The organism is Bacillus cereus group sp. BfR-BA-01356, assembly GCF_022663635.1.
Classification (GTDB): Bacteria; Bacillota; Bacilli; order Bacillales; family Bacillaceae_G; genus Bacillus_A; species Bacillus_A cereus.
Map to the genome: position 1 here is coordinate 84,446 of NZ_JAKUFX010000005.1, position 6,887 is coordinate 91,332.

Below are 6,887 nucleotides of genomic sequence, written 5' to 3' on the forward strand. Positions count from 1 at the left end.
ACGATCCATGATTCGTGAAACAAATCAAGCCAAGTTGTATACGATTCCGGCTCAAGAAAAGCCTAGCATATTGAATCGAAGTGTAAAACGCTTGTTTGATATTATATTTTCATTCATATTGTTACTATTAACGATACCAATTATGTTGTTCTTTTGTATTATGATTACTTTAGAAACATCAGGGGCTCCAATTTACTTTCAAGAACGTTTAGGTATAAACGGGAAGAAGTTTAATGTATTTAAATTAAGATCAATGGTAAAGGATGCTGAAATAAATGGCCCACAATGGGCAAAAGAACATGATTCAAGAATTACAAAAGTTGGATTGTTTATAAGAAAAACGAGAATTGATGAATTACCACAACTTTTAAATATTTTAAGAGGAGATATGTCTTTTGTAGGTCCTAGACCAGAGAGAGAGTTTTTTTATAATGAATTTGATGCGTATATTCCAGAATTTAAGGAACGTTTAATAGTAAAACCAGGATTAACAGGATGGGCACAAATAAATGGAGGGTATAATCTTGATCCAAAGGAAAAGTTGAGGCTTGACATGGAGTATATTGAAATGAAAACATTTCGGATGGACATCCGTATTTTATGTAAAACCGTTTTAATTGTATTGAACGGTAATGGTGCAAGATAAATATGTAAACAAACAACATATGTAAGTAGGTTACTTGCAAAGGAGAACTTGTATGGGTAGATCTATTCTAAACAATATTATCCATCTATTTTATAGTACAATTTTAGCTAACCTTCTTCAGGCCGTCAGTTTAATTGTTTTAGCAAACTTTTTTAACGCACAACATTATGGGATGTTTAGTGTTGCCATAGCAGTGACGTTTGTTATGTTATTCTTTACAGACTTAGGACTTAGTAATACGTTTCTTCGAGAAGGGGCAAAGGATGGAGCAGATTTAGAGCAGATTTTATCATCGTATATAAAAATAAGGATGATTCTACTTATTTTTATTTCTATCATCGGTTATATTGCTATTCATTATATGTATGCGGATAAAAATTTAATTTATATGATGATAAACGTAATGTTTTTCATGTTAATAGGATTAACTTGGCAAAACATAGGGATTGCCTATTTTCAACTGACGGAACGTATGAAGTATATAGCGCTCATAAAAGTTGTATCAGCATCAGTTGTCATTATAATTACATGTTTTTGTATTTTCGGAGAGTTACCGGTGTATGTAACGGCTCGTTTATATGCTTTTGGGTATATGATCGGTGGTTTATTTAGTATATATATCATGAGAAGAAAGACGAAAATGAATATGAAAGTCGTAATTCATAAAGCGTTATTTTGGCAATTAACTCCCTTTATTATTAGCGGTTTTTTAATAATGAGTACGCCACAATTAGCACCTATCTTGCTCAACTATACATTGCCATTAAGTATGGTAGGTGTTTTTGCAGTGGCGTACCGGATGCCGGCAGCTTTATATCAGGTACCAGGGGTAATTGCAGGTGCGTTTTTTCCGGTGCTCTTTAAGCATTATAACCAGAATAATTTAGAAGAGCATACGAAATTAAATTTGCTTCAAATTAAATCAATGGCGATTGTAGGAATATGTATGACGATCGGTTTATATCATTTAGCACCATACTTTATTTCTATATTTTTTCATGAGGAATGGAGCAATGCAGTAGAACCACTCCGAATATTATCATTTCTTATTGTGCTACAAAGTTTAAATATTGCTATTGCTGACGGTTTAACGACGAGTGGATGTCAAAATAAGAGAACTGTTGTGCAGTGTGTAGCATTGGTGATCGGTGGGGTTATGCTTTATAGCTTTAGTAGTCTTGGTGGAGTGATAGGAGCGGCATACGCTATGGTTTTATTTGAAATAGTCGCTTTATTGGGATATATAGCGGTAAGTGTAGTGAAGAAAAAAATTGTATACCAAATTGTAATACCGTATACAATTTATTTTGGTGTAACCTTTATTGGAGTGCAATATATATTGCATACATATCATTTAATTGCGCTTGTTCTTAATATACTAATTGTACTAGCTGCCATATTCCTATATGATTATGAGCTAAAAAAACTTCTTCTTTCTTTTATAAGAAAAATACGCAAAAAGGATTATATTACGAAACAGGGGATATAGCCTATGGAAAATAATATGAAAGTATCAATGGGATGGATTATTCTTCTAATATTATTTGTCATGTTAAGTAAATACAATTTATATATTGGATTTTCATTGAAGATATATATGATTTTTTTAGTCATATATTTTTGTTTAACAATTAAAGACTTTCATATTCAAAAGTTATATTTTCATGAAGTTATATTTTTACTGTTTTATTTCATTTATTGTTTAAGCGGAATTCTTTCTATGTATTTAAATGCTAGTATTCGTATGATTTTTGGCGTGCTACTCGTTTTAGGATGCTATTTTATAATGAGAAATTTATTGGGGAATACTGAAATAGTGGTACTTGAATCATCTATTGCTTATGTAGGAGTAGTATTTAATGTTGTAAGTCTAATACTCTATATAATCGGTTTACAATACTTTAGTTTATACGGTGGAGAAGAGAGAGAAATTTTTGCTGGTTTATTAGTTGATAGAGGATATCCACGGTTAATTGGATTGCTAGATGATCCTAACATCTTTATTTTCTATAATACAATATTTTTTATGTACTATATGACGAATTTACAAAATATTACTAACATTCTAGGGTTAATTTTATGTGTTACGACGAGTTTATTAACCTTTTCAAGGGGTGGTATACTAGCGCTTGTGCTTGTCGTTTTTGTATATATATGTATGTCTAGTTTCGCCAAAAAAATAAAAATAATTATAAGTTTAGTATTGTTTAGTGTAGTTATTTTTAGTTTATCGAATAGTGTAATGGGGGGCCAATTAGATGACATATTAAATAAACGAATTTCTGATTTTTCCCATGATAATGGAAGTGGTAGATTTACATTATGGGAAGCTGCTTTTAAATATTATTTATCCAATCCATATATCGGAATTGGTGCGTTTAACTTCTCGAATTATTATGAGTATCAATTTAATGAAAAATTATATGTACACAATACATTTTTAGAAATTTTGTCTGAGTCGGGTACAATTGGTTTTCTTCTATATAGTGCGTTTTTATTCATATTAATGTTCAAGTTAGCGCAGCATACTTTGTTTCGTGAAAAACCATACCTTCTATTGACTATGATTGCATTTTTATTTCAGATGATGTCATTGTCACTCATTATTAACGAAGCGTTCTTTTTATTTTTAGCAGTTGTTGTGAAGTATATTTCAATATATGAAGGAAGGGGAAAGATAGATGGTAAAATGTCTATCAGCACATAATAAGGCGCCTCATGTTTCTGTAATAACACCTTCTTATAATAGTAGACGATTTATAGGTGAGACAATTTTATCTGTACAGAATCAATCGTATGAAAACTGGGAAATGATTATCGTTGATGACTGTTCAACCGACCAATCTGCCGCAAAAATTAAAGAGATAATAGAAGGAGACTCACGTATTAGGTTATTATCATTAAAAGAAAATGTTGGTGCTGCTAAAGCTCGGAATTTAGCGATTCGAGAGGCAAGAGGAAGGTACATTGCCTTTTTAGATAGTGATGATATATGGTTGCCGCATAAATTGAAGACACAATTGTTATTTATGGAAGAAATGAATATTGCTTTTTCATATGCGTCGTATAGTTTAATTGATGAAAATGGTAATGAATTAAATCGCGAAGTGAGTGTACCAAAATCTGTTGATTATCATTATTTAGTAGGAAATACAATTATCGGGTGTTTAACGGTGATGATTGATCGTGAAAAAATTCCGTATGTCGAAATGCCTAGTGTACAGCCGGAAGATACAGCGTTATGGCTGAACTTATTACATGAAGGGCATGAAGCAAAAGGGATACAGCAAGTATTAGCGAAGTATCGAATTGTAGCAAATTCTGTTTCGAGAAATAAAGTTAGAGCAGCTTTTCGGTATTGGAAATTATTAAGGGACCAAAAAAGTCTTAATGCAGTGCAAAGCTTTTACTATTTTAGTAAGTATGCTTATCATGCTTATAAAAAAAATAAAATCAATGTAGTTGGGAAGACGCAATTATGAACATACTGTTGATGACAGATAAATTGATAACTGGCGGAGCCGAAAATTATTTCTGTAAATTAGAAAATAATTTGCGTTATGAGGATTTTAAGATTTATACAGCTGCAGGTGATGGAGAACTATATGAATCCCTTACTAGAAAAGAAAATTTTATATTACTTAGTCGATGGAATCATTTGAGAAATATTTATTATTTACGAAACGAAATTTGTAAACGAAAGATAGAACTTATTCATGCAAATAGTTTGCGAATGGTATTATATGCTTTTCTACTTCAAAAGTTTATTAAAAAAAAGATGAAAATTGTTTATACGAAACACAATGTAACGATATTAGAAAAGAAAATGCCAACGCTTTTTTGGTATTTCATGAATAAATATGTGAACAATATTATTACAGTAAGTGAGTTTGAAAAGAACAATTTAATTTCAATTCATGTAGCAGAAGAAAAAATAAATACAATTTATAACGGTGTTGATATTGAAAAGTTTTTATTCCAGCAGAAAAAGAAAGAATCTACATATAAAATAGGGATATTAGCTAGATTATCCAAAGAGAAAAACCATCAACTATTTGTCAAAATTGCAAATGTGTTGAAAAAGAGAAATGATTTTATGTTTTATATTGCTGGTGATGGACCAGAGAAAGAATCGATTATGAAAGAAATAGAAAAATATGGATTGCAGCAAAGGGTGAAGATGCTAGGGAATATTTCAGAGCCGCATGAGTTTATAGGGAATATGGACGCCTTACTTTTATTATCTTTTCGTGAAGTGTTTCCAATGGTAGTAATTGAAGCGATGGCTACAGGGACACCAATTGTTTCAATAGATGTTGGTGGAATACATGAAGCGGTAATAGATGGAGAGTCAGGTGTTTTGATATCTGAATATTGCGAATCCGAATTCGCAAGTGCGCTTGAGGAACTACAAGGGAATGAAGAAAAGGTAACTGCTATTAGATTGAAAGCACGAGAGAAAGCAATGAGATATTTCTCGTTAACTAAAATGATAGAGGAAACGAAAAATATATATGAATTAAACAAATGACCGAGTAGGTCGTTTGTTTTTTTTATTATAGAAACTTTTAAGAGACAACTCACATATTATATGAAAAAGGTAATATGAGGAGTGAATTTATTTTGTCAGAATATATTTCATCCCAAGAAGATTGTGCGCCAGAAAGTAGCGTTCATATTGATTGTTTTGGCGCAGTTCCAAACTCGGGAAATGATAGCTCATTAGCAATTCAGCAAGCTATTGATTATTGTGTAGCGAATCGAATTTCGACGGTTAGAATTACAGGGGTAAATACGTACAAAATTGTAAAGCCGATTGTTATTAAATCAAACGTAAGATTAGAGTTGGATCCTACCGTAACACTGCAAATTGATGGGGATTTTAATGCATTTGAGCTACAAAGTAACGCTTCGATAGTTGGTGGTACTCTTCAAGTTATAAATCCATTGTTTCAATCTGCTGTTATTTATGTTTCTGGTTCACAACAAATCGAAGTACCTAATCAATCTGTTATATCAAATATAAATATAATAAATACAACTCCATCGTATAAAGGAAAAGCTATACATTTTTATTGTCAAAAGGCATGGGATTTTATTAGTTTCTTTCAAGTTAAATTTATTCAAATTAAAAACTTTCAAACTGCAATACATTTGAAGACAGAATATATAAATGATATCAATACACCTTGCTGGATTAACGCCAATGTATTTCAATCTATATTTATTGATGGATGTGTGTATGGGATTGAAGTAGATGGAAATAGTGATTTGCCAAATGAAAGTTCAGGAAATACGTTTCATGATATTCAAGTGCAATGTAGACAACAAACGGAAAAAGTAATTCGTTGTTCAGGTGCGTATAATACATTTGATTGTATGATCTGGGATACGTACCGGATGAGTAGTGAACAAATTGTTATTGAATTTTCTTCCAATTCTCATCGTAACTACCTTTTTTCAAATCTGCTTTCGACAACTATTGTAGATAAAGGACAGTACAATGTTTGTAAGTCTACTTATGAAGAATCCCTACGAATTCAGTTACCTTTGACGTTAAATAGACCTCATTTAATAGGAAATCAAGATGATATTTTAGTAAATGCTCAGCAGAAATATAACGTTAAGCAAGTAAGTGGAAAAGTGCCGTACGGGGGAAATCTCACAAATTGCCTTAATTTAATAGATGAACAAAGTGTAAACTATATTGACGTTCCAGGTAGTAATCCAGTTGTAATTGAAATGGATTTTACGAAAAAACCAATACAAATGTTAAATTGTTTTGGAATGTATTTTGGATGGGGAGAGAGCCCAAAGAAAATTAAAATTGAATATGCATTAAGTGCAACTGGAAGTTGGGTTATCGCGTTGGATGTTCCATTAAATGTTGGCGATACAATTATATCGAATATGAAGGCCAGTCAGTTATATAAAGTTAGAATTACATTAAGTGGTTATTCTCAAGATCATAAACGTTTTCGAATTAATCGTATCTTTGCAAGATCTTCTATGGAAAATGGGAGTGCTTGGTTAGCGACAACTGGCGGAAGAATGTTTGGAGATATTGAAATAGAGGCAAGTAAAGGTATAATTATGAAGACTGCTAGTGGAGTGAAATGGAAAGTTACCATTAATGAAGCTGGCCAACTTATTACGACTAAAATAACTTGAGGTGGTGTTTAATCGTATATCCTTGGACGAGTTACAACGTAGTGGAATATAGGTAATGAAAAAGAGATTG

The 6,887-nt window shown here is 31.7% G+C and carries 6 protein-coding genes; all 6 read left to right on the forward strand.

Translation table 11 applies throughout. The features are described from left to right. Positions 1 to 7: 7 nt before the first annotated feature. The 6 genes from MR168_RS03660 to MR168_RS03685 all read left to right on the forward strand — a co-directional run bounded on the left by MR168_RS03660 (position 8) and on the right by MR168_RS03685 (position 6,817). Positions 8 to 646, forward strand: a complete 639-nt coding sequence (locus MR168_RS03660; protein ID WP_016122197.1) for a sugar transferase — start codon at positions 8 to 10, stop codon at positions 644 to 646. 52 nt (positions 647 to 698) lie between these two features. Further along, positions 699 to 2,135: an oligosaccharide flippase family protein gene (locus tag MR168_RS03665; RefSeq protein WP_242291189.1), complete on the forward strand. Its 1,437-nt coding sequence runs from the start codon at positions 699 to 701 to the stop codon at positions 2,133 to 2,135. Positions 2,136 to 2,138: 3 nt separating this feature from the next. Then, complete coding sequence (locus MR168_RS03670) at positions 2,139 to 3,353, forward strand: O-antigen ligase family protein (RefSeq protein WP_000429875.1); 1,215 nt, start codon at positions 2,139 to 2,141, stop codon at positions 3,351 to 3,353. Beyond that, positions 3,328 to 4,128 carry a glycosyltransferase family 2 protein gene (locus MR168_RS03675; protein ID WP_000237694.1) on the forward strand — a complete coding sequence of 267 codons (801 nt, stop codon included), beginning with the start codon at positions 3,328 to 3,330 and terminating at the stop codon, positions 4,126 to 4,128. The genes MR168_RS03670 and MR168_RS03675 overlap by 26 nt, the downstream gene beginning before the upstream one ends. Continuing rightward, positions 4,125 to 5,177 (forward strand): glycosyltransferase family 4 protein, encoded by a 1,053-nt coding sequence (locus tag MR168_RS03680; protein ID WP_242291190.1) that lies wholly within the window; start codon positions 4,125 to 4,127, stop codon positions 5,175 to 5,177. The genes MR168_RS03675 and MR168_RS03680 overlap by 4 nt, the downstream gene beginning before the upstream one ends. Before the next feature lie 92 nt (positions 5,178 to 5,269). After that, on the forward strand, positions 5,270 to 6,817 hold the full coding sequence (locus MR168_RS03685; RefSeq protein ID WP_242291191.1) for a glycoside hydrolase family protein: 1,548 nt from the start codon (positions 5,270 to 5,272) through the stop codon (positions 6,815 to 6,817). The last annotated feature ends 70 nt before the right edge of the window (positions 6,818 to 6,887 follow it).

What these genes read in the sequence shown, in the direction of transcription:
- MR168_RS03660 (WP_016122197.1), top strand. Translation starts at nt 8, where the DNA reads ATGATTCGTGAAACAAATCAAGCCAAGTTGTATACGATTCCGGCTCAA.
- MR168_RS03665 (WP_242291189.1), top strand. Translation starts at nt 699, where the DNA reads ATGGGTAGATCTATTCTAAACAATATTATCCATCTATTTTATAGTACA.
- MR168_RS03670 (WP_000429875.1), top strand. Translation starts at nt 2,139, where the DNA reads ATGGAAAATAATATGAAAGTATCAATGGGATGGATTATTCTTCTAATA.
- MR168_RS03680 (WP_242291190.1), top strand. Translation starts at nt 4,125, where the DNA reads ATGAACATACTGTTGATGACAGATAAATTGATAACTGGCGGAGCCGAA.
- MR168_RS03675 (WP_000237694.1), top strand. Translation starts at nt 3,328, where the DNA reads ATGGTAAAATGTCTATCAGCACATAATAAGGCGCCTCATGTTTCTGTA.